We start from the raw sequence: 24,348 nt of genomic DNA, 5'->3' as shown, positions 1-24,348 counted from the left end.
AGGGGAGTGTTCGGCGGGCGGCGGGCGGCGGGCGGCGGGTGGCGGTCGGCGGGCGGCGGTTGGCGGCGGGTGGCTGGCGGACTCAGCGGGTGGCGTGCTCCAGCCCCTGCCCGGCCGCGCCGCGGGACAGCACGGCCTCGCCGACCTGCCGGTCGATCCGGGCGTACTCGTTCCGCTTGCCGGCGGGAAGCGCGGGGTCGGCGGCCGCGCAGGAGGCGCAGACGACGCGGAACGGCGGCCCCATGTCCGAGAACTGCGTGAGGAACTCGGCCTTCACCACCTCCCAGCGGCCCGGGTGGGCCGCCGCCGGAGCGAAGGTGAACCGGGGGACCGACGACTGGTTCCCGCGCAGCTTGTCGGCCGGCACGAAGCTGGCGACCTGGTCACCCATGCCGAAGACCACCCAGGTGCCGTTGATCTTCTCGTACGGCTGCGGCACGTGGTTGTGCGTACCGATGACCAGATCGATGTCGGGGAGTCCGTCGGCCCCGCGGGAAGCGGTCAGCTCCTGCGCCAGCTCGCGCTGCTGCGCATCGGGCGCGGTCTGCCACTCGGTTCCCCAGTGGACGCTCAGCACCACCACGTTCGCTCCGGCGGCCCGGGCGGCGCGGGCGTCGGCGAGGATCCCGTCCCTGTCGATCAGATTGACCGCCCACGGCTTGCCGTCGGGGAGGGGGATGCCGTTCGTGCCGTACGTGTAGTCCAGCTGGGCGACCTTCGCGCCGCCGGCCGACATCACGGCCGGGGCCTCGGCCTCCTCCGCGCTGCGGGCGGAACCGACGTGCGCGATGCCGACCCGGTCCAGGTGCTCGAGCGTCCGCGCGAGGCCCTCGTACCCGTCGTCCAGCGTGTGGTTCGAGGCGGTGGAACAGCTGTCGTACCCGGCGTCCTTCAGGGCGTCGGCCAGCTGGTGCGGGGCCTTGAAGAGCGGGTAGCCGGTGTAGGCGCCGCCGGGGCGCCCGTACGGTATCTCGTGATGGCATATCGCCAGGTCGGCGGCGGACACCAGGGGTTTGACCCCGGCGAATATCTTCCGGAAGTCGTACGCGCCGGCCATGCCGGCGTCCTCCGCGGACCGCTGGATGATCGACGGGTACGGGATGATGTCCCCGGTCGCCACCAGGGTGAACGGCCGCCCGGCCAGGGGCGTGCTGCCCGGTTCGGCGGGCTCCGCGGCGGGCGCGGCGGTGGGCTTCGCCTGGAGCCGCTGCTCCGGTGCCGGAGCGGAGCCCGTGTCGAACAGCCGCGGCACGGCGAACAACCCGCCGCCCACGACCGCCAGCCCGGCCACCGCCACGGCCATCCGCGCGGGTGCCTTCATCGCCGCCCCCTGTGGTCCGCCCGTGGCCGCCATCGTAAGCGCGCCGCCCGAGGGCCGCAGATCCGGCCAGCCCCGCGGCTCACCGCGCGGTCAGCGCCAGGGCGTGGTCCATCGCCTGGAGCAGCCGGCCCGTCGTCGCCCGGTCGCGGACCGCCAGCCGGAGCCAGGAGCCGTCCAGCCCCGGGAAGGTGTCCCCCCGGCGGACCGCGAAGCCCAGTGCGCGCAGCCGGGTGCGGACCTCCGCGCCGCCCGCCACCCGGATGAGGACGAACGGCCCCTGCGCCGCCCCCACCACCGTGACCTCGTCGAACTCCGCGAGCCCGGCCAGCAGGTGGGCCCGGTCCACCGCGATCCGCCGCGCCGCCTCCTCCGCCTCGGCCAGCGCTGCCGGAGCCATACAGGCCTCGGCCGCCACCAGCGCCGGGGTGGACACCGGCCACAGCGGCTGCGCCGCCGCCAGCTTCGCGATCACTTCCGGCTCGGCCAGCAGGTAGCCGATCCGCAGCCCCGCCAGGCCCCAGGTCTTCGTCAGGCTCCGCAGCACCACCAGCCCGGGGACGTCCATCCGTCCGGCCAGCGCCTCCCGTTCGCCCGGGACCGCGTCCATGAACGCCTCGTCCACCACCAGGATCCGGCCCGGCCGGGCCAGCGCGGCCAGCGCCGCCGCCGGGTGCAGGACCGACGTCGGGTTGGTCGGATTGCCGACCACCACGAGGTCCGCGTCCTCGGGCACCGCCGCCGGGTCCAGCCGGAACCCGTCGGCCGCGCGCAGCACCACCCGCTCCACGCGGTGGCCCGCGTCCCGCAGGGCCGCCTCCGGCTCGGTGAACTGCGGATGCACCACGACGGGCCGTACGGCGTCCAGCGCCCGGGCGATCAGGACGAAGGCCTCCGCGGCCCCGGCCGTCAACAGCACCCGCTCGACCGGCAGCCCGTGCCGCTCCGCCACCGCGGCGCGCGCGGCCCGGCCGTCGGGGTAGGCGGCGAGGTCCCCGACGGAGGCGGCGATCCGCTGCCTGAGCCACTCCGGGGGCGTGCCGGCCCGTACGTTGACCGCGAGGTCCACCAGGTCGGAGCCCGCGTCGACGACCTCCGCGTCGCCGTGGTGGCGCAGGTCGTGCGCCTGCACCGTGGCCACCGCGCAGGTCGCGGCCACCGACCGCCGCTTCGGCACGAGGAGTTCACCGCCGCCCGCGAGCGCCGCGGCCTCCGCCACCGAAGGGGTCCCGGCGGCGGCGCGCGCCGCCTCCGACGGATACGGCACGGTGATCGCGGCCAGCCGGTCGGCCGGATAGCCGATGAGGGGCACGCCGAATCGTTTCGCCGCGCCCGCTATCCCCTCCTCCTGCGCCTTCGAGTCCACCGTGGCCAGCGCCGTCACCGCCGCCGTGGCCAGCCCGGCCCCCCGCAGCGTCTCCTCGACCAGGGCGCAGACCTCCGCCACGGAGACCCCCGCGCGTCCGCCGACCCCGACCACCAGCTGCGTCACGTACTCGCCCACCGGGGCCCTCCCTCCGTAGTCACCGTCAACAGTCCGCCGCCCGCCACCCGGGTGCGGAAGTGCGCACGGGCCCGGGAATCGGTATTCAGGGGCACATGGCCGTGATCGTGGCACTGGGCGCGTTCCTGATGACCCTGGCGGGCGGATGGACGGCGCAGCGCGTCACCGACCGCCGCCACCTCGTGCTGGGCCTGGCGGGCGGGCTGATGCTCGGCGTCGTCGGCCTCGACCTGCTTCCGGAGGCCCTGCACGCGGCGGGCCGCGAGGTCTTCGGCGTCCCGCTCGCCCTGCTGCTCTTCGTCGCCGGATTCCTGATCGCGCACGTCGTGGAACGGCTCCTCGCCGTACGCCAGGCCGCGCACGGAGCGGAGGACGGCGCCCGGGTCCCGCAGGTCGGGCTCACCGCGGCCGCCGCGATGGTCGGCCACAGCCTCGCCGACGGGGTGGCCCTGGGGGCCGCGTTCCAGGTCGGCGGGGGGATGGGCGTGGCCGTGGCGCTGGCCGTCATCACCCACGACTTCGCCGACGGGTTCAACACGTACACGCTCACCCGCCTGTACGGGAACGCCCGCCGCAAGGCGCTGATGATGCTCTTCGCGGACGCCGCGGCCCCCGTGGCGGGCGCGGCGTCCACTCTGCTGTTCACCCTTCCGGAGGAACCGCTCGGTGCGTACCTCGGCTTCTTCGGCGGGGTCCTGCTGTACCTGGCGGCCGCTGAGATCCTGCCGGAGGCCCACCACGAACACCCCGCCCTGTCCACGCTGATGTGCACGGTGGGCGGGGTGGCCGGGATCTGGCTCGTGGTGGGCCTCGCGGAGTGATCTCACGGCCGGGCCGCCGCCACCGCTGCCGCCGCCGCTGCCGCCGACTCGACGAAGCGCAGGGCGACGGAGGGCTCGGCCGCCCAGTGCGTGTGCAGGTAGCTGGCGTGCACGCCCTGCCGTACGAAGCCCTCGACGCGGCGTTCCGGATGCGTGAACCCCCACGCGGGCTCCGTACCGGCGCCGGGCTCGATCACCGTCCGGTGGAACTCGTGCCCGCGCAGGCGGGTCCCGGCGGCGGCGAGGGCGCTGTCGGACACCGCCACCGCCTCGCGGTAGCCGAGGGTCAGGCGCTCCGACATCCGGGCGTCGGCGTCGAGCACCCCGCACATGGGCTTTCCGTCCAGGGACCGCGCGAGGTAGAGCAGCCCGGCGCATTCCGCGGCCACCGGGCCGCCCCGCGCGGCGAATGCGGCGACGGCCTTCCGCAGCGGCTCGTTGGCGGACAGCTCGGGCGCGTACACCTCCGGGAAGCCGCCGCCGATCACCAGACCGGCGGCTCCGTCGGGAAGTGCCTCGTCCCCGAGGGGGTCGAAGGTGACGACCTCCGCCCCGGCGGCCCTGAGCAGTTCCGCGTGCTCGGCGTACGAAAACGTGAACGCGGCCCCGCCGGCGACGGCGATGACGGGCCGCCGGTTCGGCGCGGCGCCGTTGCCGGGGGCGCTGCCCCCGGACCCCCGCGCCTCAAACTCCCCCAGACTCCGTCCGGGGGGACCCCCAGGCGAGGCTGGATTTGGCTGATGCAGTCCGCCTGGCGGGCCGGATGGCCCGGAGGGCGATTCCAGCCCCGCCGGCGTTTGAGGCGCGGGGTCTGGGGCGGCGCCCCAGCTGCGCGTCAGCGCAGTCGCCGGGGACCAGGCTTCGCACGCCAGGGGCGGCGCCGTACGGGCCAAGGCCATCAGGCCGTCCAGGTCGCAGCCGGCCCGGACCTGCGCGGCCAGCGCCGCAACCGCCGCCACCGCATCGGCCCGCCGCTCGGCGACCGGCACCAGACCCAGGTGCCGGGACGGCGCAGCCACCTGCGGAGCCCGCCGCAGCACGCCGAGCACCGGCATGCCCGCCTCCTCCAGCGCCTCCCGCAGCATCGCCTCGTGCCGGTCGGAGCCGACCTTGTTCAGGATCACGCCCCCCAGCCGCACCTGCGGGTCGAAGGACGCGAAGCCGTGCACCAGCGCCGCCACCGAACGCGACTGCGACGAGGCGTCGACGACCAGCACCACCGGCGCCCGCAGCAGCTTCGCCACCTGCGCCGTCGACGCCAGTTCACCCCGGCCCGCCGCCCCGTCGTACAGGCCCATCACGCCCTCCACCACCGCGAGGTCGCACCCGGCGGCCCCGTGCGCGAACAGCGGAGCGACCAGCTCCGGCCCGCACATGAAGGCGTCGAGGTTGCGGCCCGGACGGCCGGTGGCCAGCGCGTGGTAACCGGGGTCGATGTAGTCCGGCCCGGCCTTGTGCGGGGACACGGCGAGGCCGCGCTCCGAGAAGGCCGCCATCAGCCCCGTCGCGACGGTGGTCTTGCCGCTGCCCGAGGAGGGCGCGGCGATGACCAGCCGCGGGACGTTCACGGACGAACTCACCACTCGATGCCCCTCTGGCCCTTCTGGCCGGCGTCCATCGGGTGCTTGACCTTGGTCATCTCGGTGACGAGATCCGCGAACTCCAGCAGCTTCTCCGGCGCGTTGCGTCCCGTGATCACCACGTGCTGGGTGCCGGGACGGTCCCGCAGCACCTGGATGACCTCGTCGACGTCGATCCAGCCCCAGTGCATCGGGTACGCGAACTCGTCGAGCACGTACAGCTTGTGCGTTTCGGCCGCCAGGTCCCGCTTGACCTGCTCCCAGCCCTCCTTGGCCGCCTGCTCGTTGTCGAGCTGCGCGTCCCGCTGGACCCAGGACCAGCCCTCGCCCATCTTGTGCCAGACGACGGAACCGCCCTCGCCGGAGGCGCCGAGGACCTTGAGCGCGTTCTCCTCGCCGACCTTCCACTTCGCCGACTTGACGAACTGGAACACCCCGATCGGCCAGCCCTGGTTCCAGGCGCGCAGCGCCAGCCCGAAGGCCGCCGTGGACTTGCCCTTGCCGGGGCCGGTGTGGACGAAGACGAGCGGACGGTTGCGGCGCTGGCGCGTCGTGAGCCCGTCGTCCGGAACGGTGGTCGGCTGTCCCTGCGGCATTACGCGGCCCTCCTGTTGGTGTCGGAAGCGGAAGATGTCACTGCGGTACGTACGTTCTTCACGAGCCCGGCCAGCGAGTCGGCCCGCAGCCCGTCGAGGGTGACGGCGGGCCCCCCGAGATCGGCGGCCAGCACCCCGGCCAGCCCCAGCCGGACCGGCCCGGTCTCGCAGTCCACGACCACCGACGCCACGCCCGCGGCCTGGAGCAGCCGGGCGCTGCGCCCCGACAGCTCGCGCGGGTCGCCGCCGACGGCGCCGGCCGAGGTGGCCCGCCCGTCGGTGACGACCACGAGCAGCGGCCGTCGCGACGGGTCCCGGAGCCGCTCGATCCGCAGCACCTCGCGGGCCTTCAGCAGCCCGGCGGCGAGCGGGGTGCGGCCGCCGGTCGGCAGCTGCTCCAGCCGGGCCGCGGCCGCGTCCACCGAGGAGGTGGGCGGCAGCGCCAGCTCGGCCGAGGCCCCGCGGAAGGTGATCAGGCCGACCTTGTCCCGGCGCTGGTAGGCGTCCAGCAGCAGCGACAGCACGGCGCCCTTGACGGCGCTCATCCGCTGCCGGGCGGCCATCGAGCCCGAGGCGTCCACGACGAAGAGGACCAGGTTGCCCTCGCGGCCCTCCCGCCTCGCCAGCCGCAGATCGTCCTTGCGGATCACCAGGCCGCGCCCGGCGCGGCCGCGCGCCTTCTGGTGCGGGGCGGCCGCGTGCACCGTGGCCGCCAGGTGCAGCTTCGTCAGCCGGCCGCCGGGGCGCTCGGCGCCCGTGGTCCGGCCGTGGGCGGTACGGGCACGCGAACGCCGCCCGGCGGCACCCTCGCCGAGGCCGGGCACGCTCAGGATCTTCGTGCGGAACGGCTCCGCGGCCCGTACGGCGGCCTGTTCGGGCCCGCCGGCCCCCTGGGCGGAGGGCTGCGGGGCCTCGGGGCCGTCCCCGGGGGCCCCCTCCGGCGCCTCGGCGGTCCCGGTGTCCTCCGGCGGCGCCGCGGACTCGGGGCCGGATCCCTGAGGAGGCACCCCGCCGCCGTCCGGCCCGCCGCCGGGGCCGCCACCGTCGTCCGGACCCTCGGGCTCCGGGTCGGGCTCGTTGTCCGGCTCGTCGTCCGGCTCCTCCTCCGGGAACCGGTCGAGAATCTCGTCCAGCTTGTCCTCGTCCAGGCCCGGCGCGTCGAACGGGTTGCGCCGCCGGCGGTGGGGGAGCGCCAGCAGCGCGGCCTGCCGTACGTCCTCCTTCAGTACGTCGGTCCGCCCGGCCCAGGCGGCCAGCGCGGTCGCGGTCCGGGCCATCACGATGTCCGCCCGCATGCCGTCGACCTCGAAGCCGGCACAGGTCGCGGCGATCCGGAGCAGCGCGGTGTCCCCGAGCCGGACCTGCGGGAGCAGCGCCCGCGCCGCCACCACCCGGGCGCGGACCTCGCGTTCGTCATCGGCCCAGCGGGACGCGAAACCGGCCGGGTCGTCCTCGTACGCCAGCCTGCGGCGCACGACCTCGACGCGCTGGGCGGGCTCGCGGGAGGCGGCCACCTCGACGGTGAGCCCGAAGCGGTCGAGGAGCTGCGGACGCAGCTCGCCCTCCTCGGGGTTCATCGTGCCGACGAGCAGGAACCGTGCGGCGTGGCGGACGGAGACGCCCTCGCGCTCCACGTACGAGGCGCCCATCGCGGCCGCGTCCAGCAGCAGGTCGATGAGGTGGTCGTGGAGCAGGTTGACCTCGTCGACGTACAGGATGCCGCGGTGCGCGTCGGCGAGCAGGCCGGGCTCGAAGGCCTTCACGCCTTCCGCCAGGGCCCGTTCGATGTCGAGGGCCCCGACGAGGCGGTCCTCGGAGGCCCCGACGGGCAGCTCCACCATGCGGGCGGGCCGGGCCGCGCCCGGGCCGGGCTCGTGCGGGCCGTCCGGGCAGGCCGGGTCCGGCGCGGCCGGCGCGCACGAGAACCGGCATCCGGGGACCACGTCCACCTGCGGCAGCAGCGCCGACAGCGCGCGCACGGCGGTGGACTTGGCGGTGCCCTTCTCGCCGCGCACGAGCACACCGCCGACCGCCGGGCTCACGGCGTTCAGCAGGAGCGCCAGCCGCAGGTCGGTCTGACCGACCACTGCGGTGAACGGATAGGGCGTGCTCATGCGTTGCTCACTCCTTGGTGTGGTGCGGTGGGCTGCGCGGTGCCGGTGCGGGTTCCGCTGCGCGGGCTGCTCCCGTGACGGGGGCTCCGCCCCAGACCCCGCTCCTCAAACGCCGGAGGGGCTGGATTTCGGCTGCCGCCCGCCAGATGCGGCTGGTTTGCCCGCAGGGCAAATTCAGCCCCGGTTCCGGGAAGGGGCGGGGCGGGGGAAGCCGCCCGCAGGGACCGGCCCGTCACGGTGCGCCCGGCGGGAGGAACGGGAGGCCCGCCGGGGCTCCGGTTTCGATGAGCCGCAGCAGGGCGTCCGTGTCCGCGTGCTCGGCGATCAGGTCGCCCAGCAGGTCCAGCTGTTCCTCCCGCAGCGCGGAGAACGACGTGTCCGGAGCGGGCACGAAACGGCGGCCCGCAGCCGAGGCCACCTCGCGGAGGAACGCCCGGCGGAAGCCGTCGGACTCCAGCGAGCCGTGCCAGTGCGTTCCCCACACCGACCCGACCCGGCACCCGTCGAGGAAGGGCGTCCCGCCCAGGACTTCGGCCACGCCGTGGTGGATCTCGTAGCCCGAGACCTCCTCGCCCAGCGCCGAACCCACCGGGCGCGCCAGGGTCTTCTCCCGCGCGAAGCGGACGCGCACCGGCAGCAGTCCGAGCCCGTCCACCGAGCCCGCCCGCGATTCGACCTCGTCCTCGATGTGCTCGCCGAGCACCTGGAACCCGCCGCAGACGCCCAGCACGGGCCGCCCCTCGGCGGCCCGCCGCAGCAGCGCGTCCGCGAGCCCGCGTTCCCGCAGCCACTCCAGCGCCTTGACCGTCCCGCGCGTCCCCGGCACGACGACGAGGTCCGCGTCGGCCAGTTCCTCGGCCCGGTCCACGAACCGCACGACCACCCCCGGCTCCGCGGCGAGCGCGTCGACGTCCGTGAAGTTCGACATCAGCGGGACCGCGCACACCGCGACCCGCAGCACGTCCTCGCCCACGGGCGGGGCCACCACCGACTCCCGTACCGCTCCGCGCAGGGAGACCCGGAGCCCGTCCTCCTCGTCGATGCCCAGCCCGTGCCGGAAGGGCAGGACCCCGTACGTGGCCCGCCCGGTCAGGCCGCGCAGCATCTCCATGCCCGGCTCCAGCAGCGTGACGTCACCGCGGAACTTGTTGACCATGTATCCGGCGATCAGCGACTGGTCCTCCGCCGACAGCAGGGCCGTCGTACCGAAGAAGGACGCGAAGACCCCGCCCCGGTCGATGTCCCCGACCACGACCACCGGGAACCGCGCGGCCCGCGCGATGCCCATGTTCACGATGTCGGTCCGGCGCAGGTTGATCTCGGCCGGACTGCCCGCCCCCTCGCAGATCACGGCGTCATACGTGCCCCGCAGCTGCTCCAGGCAGTCCGTGACGATGCCGAGCAACTGCTCCTGCCTGCCCCCGTGGTAGCCGCGGGCGCTCATCTCGCCCACCGGCTTGCCCAGCAGCACCACCTGGCTGCTGCGGTCGCTGCCCGGCTTGAGCAGGACCGGGTTCATCAGCGCGGTCGGCTCCACGCCGGCCGCCTGGGCCTGCATGGCCTGGGCGCGGCCGATCTCGGCGCCCTCCAGCGTCACGAACGAGTTCAGCGACATGTTCTGCGCCTTGAAGGGCGCCACCTTCACGCCCTGGCGGGCCAGCCAGCGGCAGATGCCCGCCGTGACCACGCTCTTGCCCGCGTCCGATGTGGTTCCGGCGACCAGCAGTCCGCCGCCGCGCTTCGCGCCGCTCATGCGCGCCCCCTCCGTGATGTACGCGAAACCAGCGTCCGGGCCGCCACACACGCCCCGAGCGCCAGCCAGGTCACCTGCCGCGACAGCCGTACCGCCCGCTGGATGTCCGCGACCGCCACCGGCCGCCCCGCCGCGCCGTTCAGCACCGCCCGGTGCTCGACCCGCCCCCCGTACGCCAGGGTGCCGCCCAGCCGTACGCCGAGCGCACCCGCGAAGGAGGCCTCCACGGGCCCGGCGTTCGGGCTCGGGTGCCCGGCGGCGTCCGCGCGCCAGGCCCGTACGGCTCCCCGCCGGTCGGGACCGGCCAGTACCGCGGCCAGCGCGGTCAGCCGGGCGCCCGGCCAGCCCGCCAGGTCGTCGAGCCGGGCGGAAGCCCAGCCGTAGCGCAGGTAGCGGGGGGACTTGTGGCCGACCATCGCGTCCAGGGTGTTCACGGCGCGGAAGGCCAGCAGCCCGGGGACCCCGGCGACGGCGCCCCACACCAGGGCACCGACCACCGCGTCGGAGGTGTTCTCCGCGACCGACTCCACGACGGCGCGGGCCATCTGCTGCTCGTCCAGGGCGTGCGGGTCGCGTCCGCACAGGTGCGGCAGCCGCTCCCGGGCCACCTCGGCGTCCCCGGCGGCGAGCGCGCCGCCGATGGCGCGGGCCTCGCGGCCCAGCGACGTGCCGCCCACGACGGCCCACGTGGCGGCGGCGGTCAGGGCGATACGGGCGGCCGCGGGCCGGGAGCGCACGGCGCGGGCGCCCAGCGCGCCGACGGCGGCCGCGCCCCCGGCGCAGACCAGGGTGTGCAGGAGGCCCCGGGCGCGGTCGTCGCGCCACAGGGCACGTTCGACGGCGGCGGCGGCTCGTCCGAAGGCGGCCACGGGGTGCCCACGGCGCGGATCCCCGAGGATCCGGTCGCCGATCAGGCCCGCCGTGACGCCGTACGCGAAGACGCGATCGGCACGCATGGTGGCAGGTATGTCCTCACTCAGGGTCCGCGCCCTGGTTCGACGTGTCCGGCGGCGAGAGTTCCTGGCTCCCGGGACGCACTCGGCCGAGTGCCCCGGTGACAGTGGCGGGACCGCGCCGGATTCGCACCGGACTTCCTCTCCATGCCGCCGTATTGGCTCGGGCAGTCCACCACGCACCGCGAAGGCCCGTCAACTCGCCGTTGACCTGCGGCGGGGTACGCGAAAGCTCCCCCCGGGAGGACCCGGGGGGAGCCTTCACACGTGATGTCTCACATGTGACGTCTCAGACGACGATCAGGTAGATCCCGTACGCCACGGCCGCCGCGCAGAGCGCGAAGCAGGCGTACGCGCCGCTGCGGGCCAGGGTGGCCGCGCCGCCCTGCTCGGTGGCGGCCTCGTGCTTGGACAGGCCCACCAGGCCGAGGGTGAACAGGGCCACGAGGGCGACGGTGGCGGAGAGGCTGACTCCGAACACGGAGCCGAGGGCTTCCCAGTCGATCTTCATACCGCTGATTCCTCTGTCGTTCTCGGGGTCAGACCGCCGCGGCCGGAGCCGCAGGCGTCGCGGTCGAGGCCGAAATGGTGGCCTTGAGGGCGTCGTCCGTGACCGCGGCGGTCGTACCGGCGACGGTCGTACCGGCCGCGGCGGCGGTCGGCGGGACGGTGACGGCCGCGATCGCCGTGGTGACGACACCGGGCTCCTCGGCGCCGGCCGCCGGCACGTCGTTGACGTTGGTGTGGTCCACGACCTGGCGGCGCGAGATGAGCCAGATGGCGGCGCAGGAGGCGACCAGGAAGACCGTGACGGCGGCGATGCCGACGTCACCGGTGCGCATGACCAGCTCGGCGCCCGCGGAGACCAGGGCGGCGGCCGGCAGGGTGAGGCCCCAGGCGACGAACATGCGGGTCGCGGTGGACCAGCGGACCACACCGCCCTTGCGGCCCAGGCCCGCACCCATGACCGCGCCGGAGCACGAGTGGGTGGTGGAGAGCGAGAAGCCGAGGTTCGAGGAGGCCAGGATGACCGTGGCGGCCGAGGTCTGGGCGGCGAAGCCCTGCTGCGGCTGCAGGTCGGTCAGGCCCTTGCCCATGGTGCGGATGATGCGCCAGCCGCCCAGGTAGGTGCCGAGCGCGATCGCGATACCGGCGGAGAGGATGACCCACACCGGCGGGTTCGCGTCCGGCGCGATCGCGCCGCCCGCGATCAGCGCCAGGGTGATGATGCCCATCGTCTTCTGCGCGTCGTTGGTGCCGTGCGCGAGGGAGACCAGTCCGGCCGAGGCGATCTGGCCGGCGCGGTAGCCCTTGGCCGAGGTCTTGTCGCCGACCTTGCTGCCGAACTTGTACGTGACCTTCGTGGCCAGCATGGCCGCCAGACCGGCGACGAGCGGGGCCGCGATCGCCGGGATCAGCACCTTGGTGACGAGCGTGTCGCCGTTGACCGCGCCGAGGCCGGCCGAGGCGACCGCGGCACCGATCAGGCCGCCCATCAGGGCGTGCGAGGAGCTGGAGGGCAGGCCGACCAGCCAGGTGAGGAGGTTCCACAGGATCGCGCCGACCAGGGCGGCGTAGATCACCTCTGGCTGGATTCCTTCCTCGTTGACCAAGCCCTTGGAGATCGTCTTGGCGACCTCCACGGACAGGAAAGCGCCGACGAGGTTGAGCACGGCGGACATGGCCACCGCCGTCTTGGGCTTGAGGGCGCCGGTCGAGATGGTGGTGGCCATCGCGTTGGCTGTGTCGTGGAAACCGTTCGTGAAGTCGAACACGAGAGCGGTGATGATCACGATCCCGAGGAGAAGCGTTATGTGCTCCATTTACCCAGGCTTCTGTTTGACGTCAGTGGCTCGGCGACCGTAGGCAACCTGGATGAACGGAAGGTGAACTACCGCGGGCTGGTCGGTGTCTCCACCCGGGGTGTGATCGGTCCATTCGTCCCGATTCTGACCTAGGTATCTAGATAAATGCACGTCAAAGCGGGGTGAACGAACCCCTCCGCCGGGGATCTCCGGCCCGCCGGCCGGCCCGTCCCGGACACCGAAAGAGACCTAGATCACCCCGCTGCCGGCGATTGCCGGAACGATCTCCTCCGGTGGCCCGGCGAAGCCCGCGCCCCGACACTGGAGCGGTGCGTACCGCGACAGCGACGGCAGCGGCCGTCACCACGACCCTCCTGGGCGCCGGCGTGGCCGCCGTCGCGGCCGGGCGGTACGCCGCCGACGCGGCCCTGCGGCCCGAGCCCGGGCGCCCGCTGCCCGGCAGCCCGCGCCTGAGCGTGCACTCCACCGCCGCCGGCCGGGTCGTCCTCACGCGCTCGCTCGGCTCCCTGCGCCCCGGTACGTACGGACTCGACGCCCCCGGCGTGCACGCCGTGGTCGGGCCCGTGCTCCCCGACGCCGAGCACGCCCCGGACACCGTCGTACGCCGCCTCCTCGCCGTCACCCACGGCAGCCTCGACCCCGGCACCCGGGTCACCCTGACCTCCCGGGTCCACGTCGGGAACCCGCGCACCGCCCTCGGGCTCGACCACGCGGACGTGGACGTCCCCGGGGAGCTCGGCGCCCTGCCCGCCTGGTTCGTGCCCGCGGCCCGCGACACCTGGGTCATCACCGTGCACGGACTCGGCGCCGGCCGGGAGCACCCGATGGTGGTCATGCCCTTCCTGCACCGGTTCCGGCTGCCCGTCCTGGACCTGGCCTACCGCGGCGACCTCGGCGCCCCCGCCTCCCCGGACGGCCTCGGCCACCTCGGCGAGTCGGAGTGGCGCGACCTGGACGCCGCCATCCGCTACGCCCTGCGCTACGGAGCCCGCCGCGTCATCCTGCACGGCTGGTCCACCGGCGCCGCCATGGCCCTGCGGGCCGCCGAGCGCTCGGCGCTCGCCGGCCGGATCTCCGGGCTGGTGCTGGACTCTCCCGTACTCGACTGGCACGCGACCCTGCGCGCCCTCGCGGTGGCGCGCCATACCCCGGCCCCGGTGCTCCCGCTCGCGGTCCGCGCCGCCGAGGGCCGAGCGGGCCTGCGCGCCGACCACCAGCCGCCGCTGGCCGACCCCGGCGCGCTGCGCGTCCCCGCACTGGTCTTCCACGGCCCGGACGACACCCTCGCCCCCTGGGAGCCCTCGCGGCGCCTCGCCGCCGCCCGGCCCGATCTCGTCACCCTGCACACCGTCCGCGAGGCCGGCCACGGCGCGATGTGGAACGCCGATCCGGCCCGGTACGAGGAGGCCCTGCGCCGTTTCCTGACCCCTTTGATGTGACCCTGATGCGGCCCCTCATGGGACCTCTCATGTGACCTCTCATGTGAAGGGGATGTGGCGGCAGGAGTCCTGCGGGTGAGTTGCCCCGGTCTGCACCTCGGGCCGTCCTCGGAAACGGCTGGTTCCGTTTGGGCTTTCGGCCGGTGACGGGCGAGACTGCTTCCGTGACGTCCCGAAAGCCTGATGAGCAGTTGGCTCGCGACTCCAGACTCCGACTCGTCTACCCGCGGTCCGTGGGCACGGCCCGCAAGGCGGTGACGGACCGACGCCCCCGGCCCGCTCCGAGGCCCCCGGCGGGCACCCCCGCCACGGCCGACCTCGCGAACCGCGCCCGTGCCTCGCTCGCAGACGCCGTACGCCTGACCCGCTGGGCCGAAGTCAACCTCGGCGCCGGCGACAGCGGCCGGCCCGCCCTCACGGGCGCCCTGCGCGCCGAGGACGTCGAACGCGCCGCGGGGGAACTCAACCTGACGCACGGCCAGATCCGGGTCGGCTGGGACCGCGCCCGCCTCGCCGGTCTCGTCGAGGTGCACGGCGGCCACGCCCGGCCCGGCTGGCGCCTGCGCGCCTGGGACCGCGACGACACCGCCGTGCTGCGCGGCTGGGTCGCCCTCTTCGACGCCTGGTCCCTCGTGCACCCCGCCCCCGCCGACATCGCCCCCGCGGCCGTCGCCGAGGTCGTCGAGGCGATGCCCCAACTGCTGTCCCTGCTCCAGCTGTCCGCCGGGCCGGTGACCGTCCCCGACCTCCTCGACCTGCTCGGGCAGCGCGTCACCGAACTGCGCGACGAGCGGTGCGAGGTCCCCTACGACGCGGAGCCCGCGGCCCCGGCCGCCGGCACCGCCGAGAACCGGCCCGTCCCGCTCGCCCGGCTGCTGCGCTGGGCACTCGGCGGACTCGCCGCCGTGGACGCCGTCACCCTCGGCCCCGCCCGCGCCGCGCTCACCCCGCTCGGCAGTTGGGCGGTCTGGGTCAAGCTGGAGCAGATCTGCGTGGCCGCGCAGAGCCCCGCCGGGAACATCGAGCAGTCCGCCGCCGCCATGCTGCACGGCTGCGCCCGGCTCACCCCCGGCCCCGCCCGCGCCGAGTACCAGGCCTGGCTCGCCGCCCGGCCCGTCCGGCACGCCGTCGGCGAGCTCCTCAACGCCGCCCGCGGCGAGGACGCCCTGCTGCGCGGCCTCGCCTTCGAGGCGCTGCGCGTGGTCGGCGCCCCCGCCGAGCCCGAGGTGCGCGCCGCCGTACGGGAGCCCGCGCTGCGCCCCTACGCCCTGCTCTGGCTCGCCGAGCACGACGGGGTCGACCCCGACGAGGCGCAGGACGTCCTCACCCGCGAGGAGTCGACCTGGCTCTGGGTGGACACCGCGGCCGCCATCGCCGACCACGGCGAAGCCGACCTGCTGGCCCGCCACCTCGACTCGGCCGTCCGGACCACCGTGCCGAGGCTGCTGGACGAGGTCCGCGCGGTCGGCCACCCGCGCACCGTGCAGGTCCTGGTCGCGCTGGCGGCGGCGCACCCCGACCCGGCCCTCGCCAAGGCGGTCCGCCGGGCCGCCTTCCAGGTCCACACCGGCGGCGCGTAGCCCGCGGGAGCGAGGGCAGCGGCAAGGACGGGGGCGTACCCGCCGCGGGTCTCAGACCTGCGGCGCGTACGTCCCGAAGCTCCAGATGTTGCCCTCGGCGTCCCGCGCCATGTAGTCGCGGGAGCCGTAGTCCTGGTCGGTGGGCTCCATCAGCACCTCCGCCCCGTGCTCGACGGCCCGCCGGTGATGGGCGTCGACGTCCTCGACCACGACGTAGACCCCCGAGGGCCCCGCATCGCCCATGGCCTTGTCGAAGACCCCGCCGGTGCCCTTGCTGCCCAGCATCACCACGCCGTTGCCGTACGCCAGCTCCGCGTGCACCACCGAGCCGTTCTCACCCTCGTACACCGCGACCTGGCTGAAACCGAAGGCCTCGGTCAGCAGCTTGATGGCCGCCTTCGCGTCGCGGTAGACCAGCGTGGGGCAGATGGACGGAACGCCTGCCATGACGATCACTCCCTCTCGTGACGGTGACCCACGTCACAGCATGGCAGGAGCCGCCGACAGTCAGCGGAAGGTGTTGCACTGGGCCATGTCGCCCGTGCGGTAGCCCTGGTAGAACCACTGCTGGCGCTGCTCGGCCGACCCGTGCGTCCAGGACTCCGGGGTGACCCGGCCCTGCACCTTCTGCTGGATCCGGTCGTCGCCGACCGCGGCCGCCGCGTCCAGCCCGTCCCTGATGTCCGCGTCGGTCAGCGAGGTGATCAGCGGCCGGCCGGTGGACTCGTCCGGGGTCCTCGTCGCGTGGTGCGCCCACACCCCGGCGTAGCAGTCCGCCTGGAGCTCGACCTTGACGGCGTTGCTGGCCGCGCCCTGCCGCCCGTCCTGGGCCCGCTGGAGCGTCCCGGTCAGGTTCTGGATGTGGTGCCCGTACTCGTGGGCGATCACGTACGCCTGGGCGAAGGGCCCGCCGCTCGCGCCGAACTTCGTGCGCAGGTCGTCGTAGAACGCCAGGTCCAGGTAGACCCGCCGGTCGGCGGGGCAGTAGAAGGGCCCGACCGCGGAGGTGGCCGCCCCGCAGGCGGTGCCCACGCGGTCCTTGAAGAAGAACGTGGTCGCGGGGGCGTACGTACCGCCGCGCCTGGTGAACTCCTGCCGCCAGAAGTCCTGTGTGCTGTTGACCACGGCGACCAGCCGGCAGTCCTCCCGGGTGTTCGCGTCCCGCCCCTTCCTGCAGGTCTGCTCGACCTGGCTGACGGAGGACGCGGCCGGCGCCGGCTCGGTGTCCCCCGAGGACAGCCCCAGCTGCTCGGGCCCCACCCCGAACAGGAGGCCCATGACCAGCGCGATCAGTCCGACGATGCCACCGCCGATCGTGGCCCTCCCGCCCGGGACGCGGCTGCCGCGCACGTCCCTGACCTCGGACGTGTCCAGATCGGCGTCGTCGTCGAACTGCATGCCGCACCGCCCTCCGCTCAGGGGACCAGCGGGGCCGTGTGGCCGCCCCTGCGGCGAGTATCAACCCATTCCTCCGGATGTGCGCCCCGGCCCTCCGGCGCGGCCGATGGGCCGAACGGGGGACGTGCGGGAGCCCGTCCGGTGCGCCCACCGGCCCGGAAACCAGTTGCACACCCCCGGTAGAATGTCTCCCATGGCAAATCTCCTCGCGGATTAGCGGCGTCGAAGCTTCGCGTCCTGCCCCCCTTCCGCCGTCCCGACCGCCCTGGAGCATTTCCGTGATCACCGCCACCGGTATCGAGCTGCGCGCCGGCGCCCGCATCCTCCTCGAGTCCGCTTCCTTCCGCATCGCCAAGGGCGACCGCATCGGCCTGGTCGGCCGCAACGGAGCGGGCAAGACCACCCTCACCAAGTGCCTCGCCGGCGAGGGCCAGCCCGCGGCCGGCTCCATCGCCCGCTCGGGCGAGGTCGGCTACCTCCCGCAGGACCCGCGCACCGGCGACCTCGACGTCCTGGCCCGCGACCGGATCCTGTCCGCCCGCGGTCTCGACGTCCTGATCAAGAAGATGCGGATGAACGAGGAGCGCATCGCCACCGGCGCCGGCGCCACCCGGGAGAAGGCGCTCAAGCAGTACGAGCGCCAGGAGACCGAGTTCCTCACCAAGGGCGGATACGCCGCCGAGTCCGAGGCCGCGACCATCTCGGCCGCCCTCAGCCTCCCCGACCGGGTCCTGGGCCAGCCGCTGCACACCCTCTCCGGCGGTCAGCGGCGCCGCGTCGAGCTCGCCCGGATCCTCTTCTCGGACGCCGACACCCTGCTCCTCGACGAGCCGACCAACCACCTCGACGCCGACTCGATCGTCTGGCTGCGGGACTACCTGAAGAACTACCGCGGCGGCTTCGTCGTGATCTCCCACGACGTCGACCTGGTCGAGACCGTCGTCAACAAGGTCTTCTACCTGGACGCCAACCGCTCCCAGATCGACGTCTACAACATGGGCTGGAAGCTCTACCAGCAGCAGCGCGAGGCCGACGAGAAGCGCCGCAAGCGCGAGCGCCAGAACGCGGAGAAGAAGGCCGCGGCCCTGAACTCGCAGGCCGACAAGATGCGCGCCAAGGCCACCAAGACCGTCGCCGCACAGAACATGGCGAAGCGCGCCGAGCGGCTGCTGTCCGGCCTGGAGGCCGTCCGCGCCTCCGACAAGGTCGCCAAGCTGCGCTTCCCGGACCCGGCGCCCTGCGGCAAGACCCCGCTGACCGCCGAGGGCCTGTCGAAGTCCTACGGCTCACTGGAGATCTTCACCGACGTCGACCTGGCCATCGACAAGGGCTCCCGCGTCGTCATCCTCGGCCTCAACGGCGCCGGCAAGACCACCCTGCTGCGCCTCCTGTCGGGCACCGAGAAGCCGGACACGGGCGTCGTCACCCCCGGCCACGGCCTCAAGCTCGGCTACTACGCCCAGGAGCACGAGACCCTGGACCCGGAGCGCACGGTCCTGGAGAACATGCGCTCCTCCGCGCCCGACCTGGACCTGGTCGCCGTACGCAAGACGCTCGGCTCCTTCCTCTTCTCCGGCGACGACGTGGACAAGCCCGCCGGCGTGCTCTCCGGCGGTGAGAAGACCCGTCTGGCCCTGGCCACGCTGGTCGTCTCCTCGGCGAACGTGCTGCTGCTCGACGAGCCCACGAACAACCTCGACCCGGCCAGCCGCGAGGAGATCCTGGGCGCCCTGCGCACGTACAAGGGCGCGGTCATCCTGGTCACGCACGACGAGGGCGCGGTCGAGGCGCTGGAGCCGGAGCGGATCATCCTGCTCCCGGACGGCGTCGAGGACCTGTGGGGCCCGGACTACCGGGACCTGGTCTCTCTCGCCTGATCCAATTCCTTATGGATCATTCGGCTCAGGGGTGATCCATCATCTGAGTGAGACGGTCTCGTACCGTTGCGCGTCGCACGACGGCCCCGGCCGCGCTCGCAAGAGTGCGTCACCGGGGCCGTTCGTCTGCCCGCTGCCAGCCCCTGACCTGGTGATTCCCGACGAGGGCGGCGGACTGTGACGGAGGTCATGTGGCGGAAGAGAAGATTCCGTTCTGCTCGGGTGTCCACCCCTCGAGAAATGCGGTCGTACCGACCTTGCGGAATGGGTGGCCAGGAAGCGTGGGAGGGGTGATCATGAGAAGTCCAGAGCGCACTTCCCATGAGGAGGCACGGGTGGCCGAGACTCTGAAGAAGGGCAGCCGGGTAACCGGCGCCGCGCGCGACAAGCTCGCGGCAGACCTGAAGAAGAAGTACGACTCCGGGGCGAGTATCCGGGCGCTGGCCGAGGAGACCGGCCGGTCCTACGGATTCGTCCACCGGATGCTCAGTGAGTCCGGGGTTTCGCTGCGCGGTCGCGGTGGCGCGACGCGGGGCAAGAAGGCTGCTACGGCCTGACCCTGGTCCCATCGTTTCCCATGCTCGAACGTTCCACTGGCTCCACATGGTCCGACGTTTCCTCCGGTGACCCCCGGTCGGCCGCCAGGTCGACTGGGTGGTTACTGTGCAGTCACTTAGGCCGGCTTTGCGGCCGACTGCACACCGGAGGCATCAGATGACTCTGCTCGACAAGGACGGCGTACGACTCACCGTCGACGACACGCTCGCCACGGTGACACTGACCAATCCGGCCAAGCGAAACGCCCAATCCCCCGCGCTCTGGCGGGCTTTGGCGGAGGCCGGAAGGTCGTTGCCGGGCACCGTCCGGGTCGTCGTGCTGCGCGGCGAGGGCAAGTCCTTCTCCGCCGGGCTCGACCGGCAGGCGTTCACCCCCGAGGGTTTCGAGGGCGAGCCGTCCTTCCTCGACCTGGCACGCGGTTCGGACGAACTGCTCGACTCCACGATCGCCGAATACCAGGAGGCGTTCACCTGGTGGCGGCGCAACGACATCATCTCCGTCGCTGCGGTGCAGGGGCACGCGATCGGTGCCGGCTTCCAGCTCGCGCTCGCGTGCGACCTGCGCGTCGTCGCCGACGACGTGCAGTTCGCCATGCGCGAGACCAGCCTGGGCCTGGTGCCCGACCTGGCCGGCACCCAGCCGCTGACCTCGCTGGTCGGCTATGCCCGCGCGCTGGAGATCTGCGCCACGGGCCGCTTCGTGCACGCCGAGGAAGCGGAGCGGGTCGGCCTGGCCAACCTCGTGGTCCCGGCGGACGAGCTGGACGCGGCCGTCCAGGACCTCGCCACCGCCCTGCTGGCTCCGCCGCGGGACGCGGTGATCGAGACCAAGGCGCTGCTGCGGGCTGCGCCGTCGCGCGCGTACGACGAGCAGCGCGCCGCCGAGCGCGCCGCCCAGGCCCGCCGCCTGCGTGACCTGGCGGGGCTCTCGGACTGACCTGCGGCGCCGTTGCCGAACGCCGGCGGGGCGCCTTCCCGCCGCGCCGGCGATCGAGGCGCGGGTTCCGGCCGACCGGCCCCGTCCCGGGGCGGGCGCGGCGTCGCACGCTTACCGTGGTGCGGAGTGAGTCCGCACGCGCGAAGGGACATGCGATGACCGAATCCGCATCGGGCGGCCCCGGCAAGGCGCCCGCCGACCGGGGCCGCACCACCATCGCCGACGGAGTGGTCGAGAAGATCGCCGGGCTGGCCGCGCGCGAGGTGCTCGGCGTGCACGCCATGGGCAGCGGCAGCGGGCTCTCCCGTACCTTCGGCGCGGTCCGCGACCGCGTCCCCGGGGGCGGGAAGGCCTCCGTCAGCCGGGGCGTCAAGGCGGAGGTCGGCGAGGTCCAGACCGCCCTCGACCTGGAGATCGTCGTCGACTACGGCGTGTCGATCCGGGACGTGGCCCGGGCGGTCCGTGAGAACGTCATCTCGGCGGTCGAGCGGATGACCGGCCTGGAGGTCGTCGAGGTCAACATCGCGGTCAGCGACGTCAAGCTGCCCGACGAGCCCGACGAGGAGCCGGAGTCCCGGCTCCAGTAGCCGAGAGGAGCCACGCAATGAGCATGGCGATCGCCGGCCTGTTCGCCGGCATGGCCCTGGCGTTCGCCGGGTACTTCGGCGGCTTCGGGGCCTTCCTGCTGGTGGCCGCGCTCGGCGCCATCGGCTTCGTCGCCGGCCGGTTCCTCGACGGGGACCTGGAACCCGGGGACCTGTTCCGGCGCCGCGACGACCGGCGCGGGTGAGGCGCCGATGAGCAGCGCCACTCCGCCCGGCGCCACTCCGCCCGGCGCCACTCCGCCCGGGGCCACTCCGCCCGGCGCCACTCCGCCCGGCGCCACTCCGCCCGGGGCCGTCCCGCCCGGGGCCGTGCCGCCCCGGGCTGCCGCGCCACGGGTGCCTCCCGCCGACCGGGGGGCCACCCATATCGCCGACCGGGTCGTCGCCAAGATCGCCGCCCAGGCCGCCCGGGAGGCGCTCGCCGTCCCGCCGGACCGGGCATCGGCTCCGCACGCCACCGTGACCGTGCACCATGACATCGCCCGGGTACGGGTCAGCCTGGAGCTGGCCTACCCCTCCGACCTCGCCGCCCAGTGCGCGGCCGTACGCCGCCAGGTCGCCCTCCGGATCGAGGAGTGCGCCGAGATGTCCGTACCCGAGGTGGACATCGACATCGAGCACCTGCACGCCACGCACGCCCGGCCGGCCGCCGGGCGGGACCGGCGGCTCCGGTGACGGACACCGCCCCCCGCGCCCACCGGTTCCGCTCGTCGCGCCGCGTGCCGGCCGCGCTCACCGCGCTCGCCGTCCTGGGGGTGGCGGGCCTGTTCCTGTACGACCTGGCCGCCGTACGGGCCGACCGGCCGGGCATGGCCTGGCGCCGCGAGCTCGCCCGGCAGCTGGACCGGCACACCCCGGCGGACCTGGCCGTCCTGCTGGGCGGCGGGGCCCTCGCCGTCGCCGGGGCGGTGCTCCTGCTGCTGGCCTTCGCCCCCGGGCTCCGCGGAATCCTGCCCATGCGGACCCCGGACCCGGACTCCCACCCGGATGCGGCTGCGCATGCGCATGCGGCAGCCGGGCTGCGGGCCGGCATCGGGCGCAAGGACGCCGCCCAGGTCCTGAGGGACCGGGCCATGGAGGTGTCCGGGGTGCGGTCGGTCCGCGTCACGGTGGGCCGCTCCCGCATCGGGGTCCGGGCCACCTCGCACTTCCGCGAACTGGACGACGTACGGGCCGACCTGGACGCGGTGCTCGCCGTCGGCCTCGAGGAGCTCGGCCTCGCGCACCGGCCGCACCTGCACGTCCGGGTCAGGAGGTGACGCGGTGCTCGGGGCGGTGAACCGGATCCTGCTGGCCGTGACGGGCCTGCTCCTGCTGGCTGCCGGGGGCTCGGTGCTCGCGGCGTCCTGGCCCTTCGGCGGCCGCCATGCGCCGCTGCTGACCGAGGAGGCCCGGCGCAGGCACTGGCACGCCGAGGGCTGGTGGTGGTGGGCGGTGATCGCGGGCCTGGGACTGTGCGTGCTGCTGTCCCTGTGGTGGCTGCTGGCCCAGCTGAGGCGCTCGCGGCTGCGGGCGCTGGAGGTGGACACCGGGGACGGCGCGTTCGCCCTGCTGCGCGGGCGGGCCCTGGAGGAGGCGGTGACGGCGGAGGCCGCTGCCGTGGACGGGGTCGCCCGCTGCCGGGTCGTGCTGCGCGGCCGGCGCGGGTCGCCCGCCCTGCGCATCGTGCTGGAGCTGGAACCCCACGCCGTTCCGGCCGACGTCCTGGCCGCCCTCGCGGGCCCGGTCCTGACCCACGCCCGCACCTCGGCGGGCCTCCCCGGACTGTCGGCGGAGGCCCGCCTGAAGGTGGCGTCCCACAAGGCCCAGCGCGTCGCCTAGCTGGGGGGTGACCCGGGGACCGGGGACCGGGCCCGGCCCACGGATCAGAAGCCGTGCCGGGAGCCGCCGTCGACCGGGAGCATGATGCCCGTCAGGTACGAGGCCGCCGGGGAGAGAAGGAACGCCGCCGTACGGCCGAACTCCTCCGGGGCGCCGTAACGCCGCAGCGGGATGCGGGACTCGTGCCCGGCCCGGGCCGCCGCCGCGTCGCCCGACAGCGCGTCGAGCTCCCGCACCCGGTCGGTGTCGATCCGCGCCGGAAGCAGGCCGATGACGCGGATCCCGCGCGGACCGAGTTCCACCGAGAGGGACTTCGCGAAGCCGGCCAGACCCGGGCGCAGGCCGTTGGAGATGGTCAGGCCGGGGATCGGCTCGTGGACCGAGCCCGACAGGACGAAGCCGATGACCCCGCCCTCGCCGAGCTCGGCGGCCGCCGCCCGGGCGAGGCGGACCGCACCCAGGAAGACCGACTCGAAGGCCGCCGTCCACTGCTCGTCGGTGTTGTCCAGCGCGGAGCCCGGGGGCGGGCCGCCCACGCTGATGAGGATGCCGTCGAGGCGTCCGAACTGCTCGCGCGCGGTCGCGACGAGCCGGGCGGCCGCGGCCGGGTCGGAGTTGTCTGCCGCCACACCGACCGCACCCGGCCCGAGTTCGGCGGCGGCGTCGGCCGCCCGCTGTGCGTCCCGGCCCGTGACGACGACCTGCGCGCCGTCGGCGGCCAGTTCCCGGGCGGCGGCGAAACCGAGGCCGCGCGTGGCCCCGGTGACGATGTAGACACGGTCCTTCAGTCCAAGATCCATGCCGACACGCTACGCCGTCGAAGGCTCCCGCTCGGCGCCGGAGCCGGATCCGGATCCGGATCCGGCCGCCTGTTCCTCGCGCTCGCGCTTCTCGCGCCGTACGAGGACCACCCAGCCCACCGGGACCGCGGACGCGAACAACCACCACTGGATCGCGTACGCCATGTGCGCGCCGATCGAGTCGTGGTCGGGCTCGGCGACGGGCTGGGGGCTGCCGTCGGCCGGGGCCGGAGCGGTGAGTTCCAGGTAGCCGCCGAGAACGGGCCTGCCCAGGTACTCCGCCTGCTGCGCGCTGTTGATGAGCATCACCTGGCGGTCCGGCAGGCCCTTGCGGTCCTTGATGCCGCTGCCGCCGCTGGTCTCGTCGGCCTTCAGCCGGCCGGTGACCGTGACCTCGCCCGAAGGGGCGGCCGGCACTGGCGGGTAGGCGCGGGGGTCGTCGCCGCCCGGTACCCAGCCGCGGTTGACGAGCACCACCCGGCCGTCGCCGAGGACGAGCGGGGTCAGGACGTGGAAGCCGACCTTGTCGTCCTTGTCGGTCCGCATCCGGACGACGACCTCGTGCGCGGTGTCGTACGTGCCGGTCGCGGTGACCGTCCGCCAGAAGTCCGCGCGGGGGACCCGGTGGCCGGGCGAGGTGGCCTCGGTCATGGGGACCGGCTCCGCCCGCAGGTTCGCCTCGATGAGCTGGTTCTGCGCGACCCGGTGCTCATGACGGTGGAACTGCCAGAACCCCAGTTTGATCATCGCGGGGATGAGGGCGAGGGCGACGAGGGTGAGGCACACCCACTGCCGGGTCAGCACAAAGCGGTACACGCCCTCGACGGTACCCCCAGCGGGGTCGGCCCCGGACGGCCGGGTGGCCGTCC

The 24,348-nt window shown here is 74.3% G+C and carries 24 protein-coding genes and 1 riboswitch; of the genes, 11 read left to right on the top strand and 13 right to left on the bottom strand.

The window, feature by feature from the left end:
• Nucleotides 1-82: 82 nt before the first annotated feature.
• Nucleotides 83-1,321: a CapA family protein gene (locus tag ACZ6I1_RS20945; protein ID WP_469289257.1), complete on the bottom strand. Its 1,239-nt coding sequence runs from the start codon at nucleotides 1,319-1,321 to the stop codon at nucleotides 83-85.
• 79 nt (nucleotides 1,322-1,400) lie between these two features.
• Nucleotides 1,401-2,822, bottom strand: a complete 1,422-nt coding sequence (gene cobC / locus ACZ6I1_RS20940; protein WP_469289255.1) for an Rv2231c family pyridoxal phosphate-dependent protein CobC — start codon at nucleotides 2,820-2,822, stop codon at nucleotides 1,401-1,403.
• A gap of 95 nt (nucleotides 2,823-2,917) precedes the next feature.
• Here cobC and ACZ6I1_RS20935 point away from each other — a divergent pair, with 95 nt between their 5' ends.
• The gene (locus ACZ6I1_RS20935) at nucleotides 2,918-3,643 is read left to right on the top strand and encodes a ZIP family metal transporter (RefSeq protein WP_469289253.1); all 726 of its coding nucleotides are present in this window, start codon (nucleotides 2,918-2,920) and stop codon (nucleotides 3,641-3,643) included.
• 2 nt (nucleotides 3,644-3,645) lie between these two features.
• Here the strand turns inward: ACZ6I1_RS20935 and ACZ6I1_RS20930 are convergent, their stop codons facing one another.
• The 7 genes from ACZ6I1_RS20930 to ACZ6I1_RS20900 all read right to left on the bottom strand — a co-directional run bounded on the left by ACZ6I1_RS20930 (nucleotide 3,646) and on the right by ACZ6I1_RS20900 (nucleotide 12,462).
• Nucleotides 3,646-5,223: a cobyrinate a,c-diamide synthase gene (locus tag ACZ6I1_RS20930; RefSeq protein ID WP_469289251.1), complete on the bottom strand. Its 1,578-nt coding sequence runs from the start codon at nucleotides 5,221-5,223 to the stop codon at nucleotides 3,646-3,648.
• Nucleotides 5,220-5,819, bottom strand: coding sequence for a cob(I)yrinic acid a,c-diamide adenosyltransferase (gene cobO, locus ACZ6I1_RS20925; protein WP_469289249.1), 600 nt, complete (start codon nucleotides 5,817-5,819; stop codon nucleotides 5,220-5,222). Before cobO ends, ACZ6I1_RS20930 begins: the two co-directional genes overlap by 4 nt.
• Nucleotides 5,819-7,933, bottom strand: a complete 2,115-nt coding sequence (locus ACZ6I1_RS20920) for a putative cobaltochelatase (protein WP_469289247.1) — start codon at nucleotides 7,931-7,933, stop codon at nucleotides 5,819-5,821. The genes cobO and ACZ6I1_RS20920 overlap by 1 nt, the downstream gene beginning before the upstream one ends.
• A 232-nt stretch (nucleotides 7,934-8,165) precedes the next feature.
• Nucleotides 8,166-9,686: a cobyric acid synthase gene (locus ACZ6I1_RS20915; RefSeq protein ID WP_469289245.1), complete on the bottom strand. Its 1,521-nt coding sequence runs from the start codon at nucleotides 9,684-9,686 to the stop codon at nucleotides 8,166-8,168.
• Nucleotides 9,683-10,642, bottom strand: coding sequence for a cobalamin biosynthesis protein (locus tag ACZ6I1_RS20910; RefSeq protein ID WP_469289243.1), 960 nt, complete (start codon nucleotides 10,640-10,642; stop codon nucleotides 9,683-9,685). The genes ACZ6I1_RS20915 and ACZ6I1_RS20910 overlap by 4 nt, the downstream gene beginning before the upstream one ends.
• A gap of 37 nt (nucleotides 10,643-10,679) precedes the next feature.
• Nucleotides 10,680-10,830: riboswitch (cobalamin riboswitch) on the bottom strand.
• Nucleotides 10,831-10,928: 98 nt separating this feature from the next.
• Nucleotides 10,929-11,150, bottom strand: coding sequence for a hypothetical protein (locus tag ACZ6I1_RS20905; RefSeq protein ID WP_362583772.1), 222 nt, complete (start codon nucleotides 11,148-11,150; stop codon nucleotides 10,929-10,931).
• A 28-nt stretch (nucleotides 11,151-11,178) separates the two neighbouring features.
• Nucleotides 11,179-12,462: an inorganic phosphate transporter gene (locus tag ACZ6I1_RS20900; RefSeq protein WP_469289241.1), complete on the bottom strand. Its 1,284-nt coding sequence runs from the start codon at nucleotides 12,460-12,462 to the stop codon at nucleotides 11,179-11,181.
• Nucleotides 12,463-12,773: 311 nt separating this feature from the next.
• Here ACZ6I1_RS20900 and ACZ6I1_RS20895 point away from each other — a divergent pair, with 311 nt between their 5' ends.
• Together ACZ6I1_RS20895 and ACZ6I1_RS20890 are read left to right on the top strand one after the other, a co-directional pair.
• Nucleotides 12,774-13,904 carry an alpha/beta hydrolase gene (locus ACZ6I1_RS20895; RefSeq protein WP_469289239.1) on the top strand — a complete coding sequence of 377 codons (1,131 nt, stop codon included), beginning with the start codon at nucleotides 12,774-12,776 and terminating at the stop codon, nucleotides 13,902-13,904.
• Nucleotides 13,905-14,068: 164 nt separating this feature from the next.
• Entirely contained in the window at nucleotides 14,069-15,484 is a 1,416-nt protein-coding gene (locus tag ACZ6I1_RS20890) for a hypothetical protein (protein WP_469289237.1), read from the top strand.
• A 51-nt stretch (nucleotides 15,485-15,535) separates the two neighbouring features.
• On the opposite strand, the gene ACZ6I1_RS20885 is transcribed toward ACZ6I1_RS20890, so the two are convergent.
• Together ACZ6I1_RS20885 and ypfJ are read right to left on the bottom strand one after the other, a co-directional pair.
• Nucleotides 15,536-15,931 (bottom strand): VOC family protein, encoded by a 396-nt coding sequence (locus ACZ6I1_RS20885; RefSeq protein ID WP_469289235.1) that lies wholly within the window; start codon nucleotides 15,929-15,931, stop codon nucleotides 15,536-15,538.
• Between the two features lie 60 nt (nucleotides 15,932-15,991).
• Complete coding sequence (gene ypfJ / locus ACZ6I1_RS20880; protein WP_469289233.1) at nucleotides 15,992-16,882, bottom strand: KPN_02809 family neutral zinc metallopeptidase; 891 nt, start codon at nucleotides 16,880-16,882, stop codon at nucleotides 15,992-15,994.
• A gap of 278 nt (nucleotides 16,883-17,160) precedes the next feature.
• Here ypfJ and ACZ6I1_RS20875 point away from each other — a divergent pair, with 278 nt between their 5' ends.
• The 8 genes from ACZ6I1_RS20875 (at nucleotide 17,161) to amaP (ending at nucleotide 22,679) form a co-directional block, all read left to right on the top strand.
• Nucleotides 17,161-18,759 carry an ABC-F family ATP-binding cassette domain-containing protein gene (locus tag ACZ6I1_RS20875; RefSeq protein ID WP_469289231.1) on the top strand — a complete coding sequence of 533 codons (1,599 nt, stop codon included), beginning with the start codon at nucleotides 17,161-17,163 and terminating at the stop codon, nucleotides 18,757-18,759.
• 335 nt (nucleotides 18,760-19,094) lie between these two features.
• Nucleotides 19,095-19,316, top strand: coding sequence for a helix-turn-helix domain-containing protein (locus tag ACZ6I1_RS20870; RefSeq protein ID WP_030010789.1), 222 nt, complete (start codon nucleotides 19,095-19,097; stop codon nucleotides 19,314-19,316).
• A gap of 157 nt (nucleotides 19,317-19,473) precedes the next feature.
• The gene (locus tag ACZ6I1_RS20865) at nucleotides 19,474-20,253 is read left to right on the top strand and encodes an enoyl-CoA hydratase/isomerase family protein (RefSeq protein WP_469289229.1); all 780 of its coding nucleotides are present in this window, start codon (nucleotides 19,474-19,476) and stop codon (nucleotides 20,251-20,253) included.
• A gap of 155 nt (nucleotides 20,254-20,408) precedes the next feature.
• A complete protein-coding gene (locus ACZ6I1_RS20860; protein ID WP_469289227.1) occupies nucleotides 20,409-20,840 on the top strand; it encodes an Asp23/Gls24 family envelope stress response protein in 432 nt (143 codons plus the stop codon).
• Between the two features lie 17 nt (nucleotides 20,841-20,857).
• A complete protein-coding gene (locus ACZ6I1_RS20855) occupies nucleotides 20,858-21,043 on the top strand; it encodes a hypothetical protein (protein ID WP_030010792.1) in 186 nt (61 codons plus the stop codon).
• Nucleotides 21,044-21,167: 124 nt separating this feature from the next.
• Complete coding sequence (locus ACZ6I1_RS20850; protein WP_469289416.1) at nucleotides 21,168-21,533, top strand: hypothetical protein; 366 nt, start codon at nucleotides 21,168-21,170, stop codon at nucleotides 21,531-21,533.
• Nucleotides 21,434-22,117 carry a DUF6286 domain-containing protein gene (locus ACZ6I1_RS20845; RefSeq protein ID WP_469289225.1) on the top strand — a complete coding sequence of 228 codons (684 nt, stop codon included), beginning with the start codon at nucleotides 21,434-21,436 and terminating at the stop codon, nucleotides 22,115-22,117. The genes ACZ6I1_RS20850 and ACZ6I1_RS20845 overlap by 100 nt, the downstream gene beginning before the upstream one ends.
• Nucleotides 22,118-22,121: 4 nt before the next feature.
• Nucleotides 22,122-22,679 (top strand): alkaline shock response membrane anchor protein AmaP, encoded by a 558-nt coding sequence (gene amaP, locus ACZ6I1_RS20840; protein ID WP_469289223.1) that lies wholly within the window; start codon nucleotides 22,122-22,124, stop codon nucleotides 22,677-22,679.
• A 44-nt stretch (nucleotides 22,680-22,723) separates the two neighbouring features.
• Here the strand turns inward: amaP and ACZ6I1_RS20835 are convergent, their stop codons facing one another.
• Both ACZ6I1_RS20835 and ACZ6I1_RS20830 read right to left on the bottom strand, forming a co-directional pair.
• Nucleotides 22,724-23,479, bottom strand: coding sequence for an SDR family oxidoreductase (locus ACZ6I1_RS20835; RefSeq protein WP_469289221.1), 756 nt, complete (start codon nucleotides 23,477-23,479; stop codon nucleotides 22,724-22,726).
• Between the two features lie 9 nt (nucleotides 23,480-23,488).
• Complete coding sequence (locus tag ACZ6I1_RS20830) at nucleotides 23,489-24,295, bottom strand: SURF1 family cytochrome oxidase biogenesis protein (RefSeq protein WP_469289219.1); 807 nt, start codon at nucleotides 24,293-24,295, stop codon at nucleotides 23,489-23,491.
• Between the last annotated feature and the right edge of the window lie 53 nt (nucleotides 24,296-24,348).

The sequence above is a fragment of the Streptomyces sp. NPDC046303 genome (assembly GCF_055588085.1).
Note: the sequence above shows the minus strand (reverse complement) of the source record. Positions and strands in the feature narration are given on the sequence as shown.

Excerpts from the sequence above, each read along its gene's own strand:
- ACZ6I1_RS20945 (WP_469289257.1), bottom strand. The coding sequence starts at position 1,321 with ATGAAGGCACCCGCGCGGATGGCCGTGGCGGTGGCCGGGCTGGCGGTC.
- ACZ6I1_RS20935 (WP_469289253.1), top strand. The coding sequence starts at position 2,918 with ATGGCCGTGATCGTGGCACTGGGCGCGTTCCTGATGACCCTGGCGGGC.
- cobO (WP_469289249.1), bottom strand. The coding sequence starts at position 5,819 with ATGCCGCAGGGACAGCCGACCACCGTTCCGGACGACGGGCTCACGACG.
- ACZ6I1_RS20920 (WP_469289247.1), bottom strand. The coding sequence starts at position 7,933 with ATGAGCACGCCCTATCCGTTCACCGCAGTGGTCGGTCAGACCGACCTG.
- ACZ6I1_RS20915 (WP_469289245.1), bottom strand. The coding sequence starts at position 9,686 with ATGAGCGGCGCGAAGCGCGGCGGCGGACTGCTGGTCGCCGGAACCACA.
- ACZ6I1_RS20910 (WP_469289243.1), bottom strand. The coding sequence starts at position 10,642 with ATGCGTGCCGATCGCGTCTTCGCGTACGGCGTCACGGCGGGCCTGATC.
- ACZ6I1_RS20905 (WP_362583772.1), bottom strand. The coding sequence starts at position 11,150 with ATGAAGATCGACTGGGAAGCCCTCGGCTCCGTGTTCGGAGTCAGCCTC.
- ACZ6I1_RS20900 (WP_469289241.1), bottom strand. The coding sequence starts at position 12,462 with ATGGAGCACATAACGCTTCTCCTCGGGATCGTGATCATCACCGCTCTC.
- ACZ6I1_RS20885 (WP_469289235.1), bottom strand. The coding sequence starts at position 15,931 with ATGGCAGGCGTTCCGTCCATCTGCCCCACGCTGGTCTACCGCGACGCG.
- ypfJ (WP_469289233.1), bottom strand. The coding sequence starts at position 16,882 with ATGCAGTTCGACGACGACGCCGATCTGGACACGTCCGAGGTCAGGGAC.
- ACZ6I1_RS20865 (WP_469289229.1), top strand. The coding sequence starts at position 19,474 with ATGACTCTGCTCGACAAGGACGGCGTACGACTCACCGTCGACGACACG.
- ACZ6I1_RS20860 (WP_469289227.1), top strand. The coding sequence starts at position 20,409 with ATGACCGAATCCGCATCGGGCGGCCCCGGCAAGGCGCCCGCCGACCGG.
- ACZ6I1_RS20855 (WP_030010792.1), top strand. The coding sequence starts at position 20,858 with ATGAGCATGGCGATCGCCGGCCTGTTCGCCGGCATGGCCCTGGCGTTC.
- ACZ6I1_RS20835 (WP_469289221.1), bottom strand. The coding sequence starts at position 23,479 with ATGGATCTTGGACTGAAGGACCGTGTCTACATCGTCACCGGGGCCACG.